The sequence below is a fragment of the Ruegeria sp. BHSB172 genome (assembly GCF_059613165.1).
Window position 1 is genome coordinate 1 of the sequence record NZ_JBXWRZ010000087.1, and the last position, 2,438, is coordinate 2,438.

Below are 2,438 nucleotides of genomic sequence, written 5' to 3' on the forward strand. Positions count from 1 at the left end.
TGTGATCGTGACCCATTCGATGCAGCAGGCCGCCCGCGTCAGCCAGAAAACCGCGTTTTTCCACCTGGGCAGCCTTGTCGAATACGGTGACACCGGCCAGATCTTCACCAACCCCGAAGATCCCCGCACCGAATCCTATATCACTGGGAGGATCGGATGACCGACGAAGCCATGAAGGAAAAGCACATCGTCCGGTCCTTCGACACGGAATTGGAGGCCGTCCAGGCACACCTGATGCGCATGGGTGGGCTGGTCGAAACCGGGCTGTCCGATGCAATCAACGCGTTGCGCGATCGGGATATGGATCTGGCCCAACGGACGGTCAAGGCCGACCGCAGCATCGACGAGTTGGAGGAGCTGGTGAAGACCGAGGCCGCCAACATCATAGCGCGCCGTGCCCCCACCGCCGTCGATCTGCGCGTGGTTCTGGCCACCTTCACCATCGCCAATCAACTGGAACGCAGCGGCGACCACGCCAAGAACATCGCCAAGCGCGCCATCACCATCGCGGCATCGTCCAGCCTGGACGAGGTGACCGCGGCGATCGCACGCCAGGCCCAGTTGGTCCAGGCCATGCTGGCCGACGCACTGGAAGCGTTTATGCAGCGTGATCTGGACGCGGCGCAAAGCATCCGTGAACGCGATGCCGAGGTGGATTCGATCTACAACAACGTGTTCCGGACCCTGCTGACGCACATGATGGAGAAACCGGCCAATATCACCGTCGGTATGCATTTGCACTTTGTCGCAAAAAATCTTGAGCGGATCGGCGACCACGCCACCGGCATCGCCGAGCAGACGATCTATTTGGTCACCGGCGAGTTACCGGATGATGATCGTCCACGTCAGGATCAGACACCAACGGAAATGACCGAGGTCCGGTGATGCCCACCCCTACGATCCTTGTCGTCGAAGACGAGCCGTCCCAGCGCGAGATCATCCGCTACAATCTTGAGGCCGAGGGGTTCACGGTCGTACAGGCCGAGAACGGCGACGAAGCCCTGCTGCAGATCAAAGAGGCCCCGCCCGACCTTATCTTGCTGGACTGGATGCTGCCCGGCGTTTCCGGGATCGAGATCTGCCGGCAGCTGAAGATGACCGCGGCCACCCGTGCGATCCCCGTGATCATGCTGTCGGCCCGGTCCGACGAGGTCGACAAGGTGCGGGGGCTGGAAACCGGTGCCGACGACTATGTCACCAAGCCCTATTCGGTGATCGAGCTGATGGCCCGGGTCAAATCCCAGTTCCGGCGGACCCGCCCCGCTGCCGTGGGCGAGCGGTTGGAATACGATGACATCGTTCTGGATGGCGAAACCCACCGTGTGACCCGCGCGGGCGAGGACATCAAGCTGGGTCCGACCGAGTTCCGGCTGCTGTCGACCTTCATGGAAAAGCCGGGCCGGGTCTGGAGTCGCGAACAATTGCTCGACCGGGTCTGGGGGCGCGATATCTACGTGGATACCCGGACCGTCGATGTGCATATCGGGCGTTTGCGAAAAGCTTTGACGGTGCGTGGGGGGGATGACCCGATCCGCACCGTGCGCGGGGCCGGTTACGCGCTCGGCTGAGCCCGGACCTCTGCCATTTCGCGCAGGTGGCACCCCAGCATCAGCAGCGCGGGCCAGAGCAGATAGGCCTCGATCTCGATGTTTTCGCCGAAGGTCAGCAGCAGAAGGGTCGTCAATAGGCCCAGCGGCAGCCGTCCCCGCGCTGAGCGGACCGCGTCGGTGATCACCACGCCGAAATGCACGGCGAAGGGGACAAGAAACGCCACGAAACCGGTGATGCCCTTGACGAACAGAAGGCCGTACCAGGTGTGGTGGCTTCCGATGGGCATGTATTCGACCAAATGCGCACCGGGCTGAACCGTTCCGTGACCAAACAGCACCGCGTCGGACTGCCAGCGTTCATAGGCGATGCGTTGCAGGGTTTCGCGCACGCGTGTGCTGTCGGCGCGGGCCGATTTGAAATTGTGCAGTGCCTGGTTTCCCAGATCAATTGCAGCCGCCCCCCACGCCGCGGACGCCGTCGCCACGGCCGACACCAGAAACCATCCGATGCTGCGCGCCACCAAAGGCAAAAGGCGCGGTCCCAGTGTGCAGGCCACCAGCCCGACCAGCCCCATGCGGGATTTCGACGCCAGGATCATGAGAATACCCGCGCTCAGCCCGACGGTCATCCATCCACGGTGCCGCTCTTCGAGCGCGAACAGGACCATGCATACCCCCAGCAGGGCGGCAAATGGCGACCAGGGCGCGAAGAACTGCCACCGGGGCGTCCAACTGGCCGGGTCGATCGTGTAGAGATAGACTGAGAAATACTCGGGCCCCGGCCCACCTACCGCCTTGAGCGGTGAGGTGAAGATCTGGCTGGGCAGGCCCAGATAAGGTGCCGCCAACAGCGGGGGCGCAAGGCACAGGGTCCACAGCCCCAGTCTG

3 protein-coding genes and 1 pseudogene are annotated in these 2,438 nt (G+C 63.0%); 3 read left to right on the top strand and 1 reads right to left on the bottom strand.

Annotated features, from left to right (window positions below; all coding sequences use genetic code 11):
- The 3 genes and pseudogenes from AC2FM3_RS17835 to phoB all read left to right on the top strand — a co-directional run.
- Positions 1-160, top strand: a pseudogene (locus tag AC2FM3_RS17835) (phosphate ABC transporter ATP-binding protein); the annotation flags it as partial.
- Positions 157-885, top strand: a complete 729-nt coding sequence (gene phoU, locus AC2FM3_RS17840) for a phosphate signaling complex protein PhoU (RefSeq protein WP_496684577.1) — start codon at positions 157-159, stop codon at positions 883-885. The pseudogene AC2FM3_RS17835 and the gene phoU, both read left to right, overlap by 4 nt.
- Positions 885-1,568: a phosphate regulon transcriptional regulator PhoB gene (gene phoB, locus AC2FM3_RS17845; RefSeq protein WP_496684579.1), complete on the top strand. Its 684-nt coding sequence runs from the start codon at positions 885-887 to the stop codon at positions 1,566-1,568. The genes phoU and phoB overlap by 1 nt, the downstream gene beginning before the upstream one ends.
- Here the strand turns inward: phoB and AC2FM3_RS17850 are convergent.
- On the bottom strand, positions 1,553-2,438 hold an 886-nt coding region (locus AC2FM3_RS17850), incomplete at its 5' end, for an O-antigen ligase domain-containing protein (RefSeq protein ID WP_496684582.1). The two genes, phoB and AC2FM3_RS17850, sit on opposite strands and share 16 nt — an antisense overlap.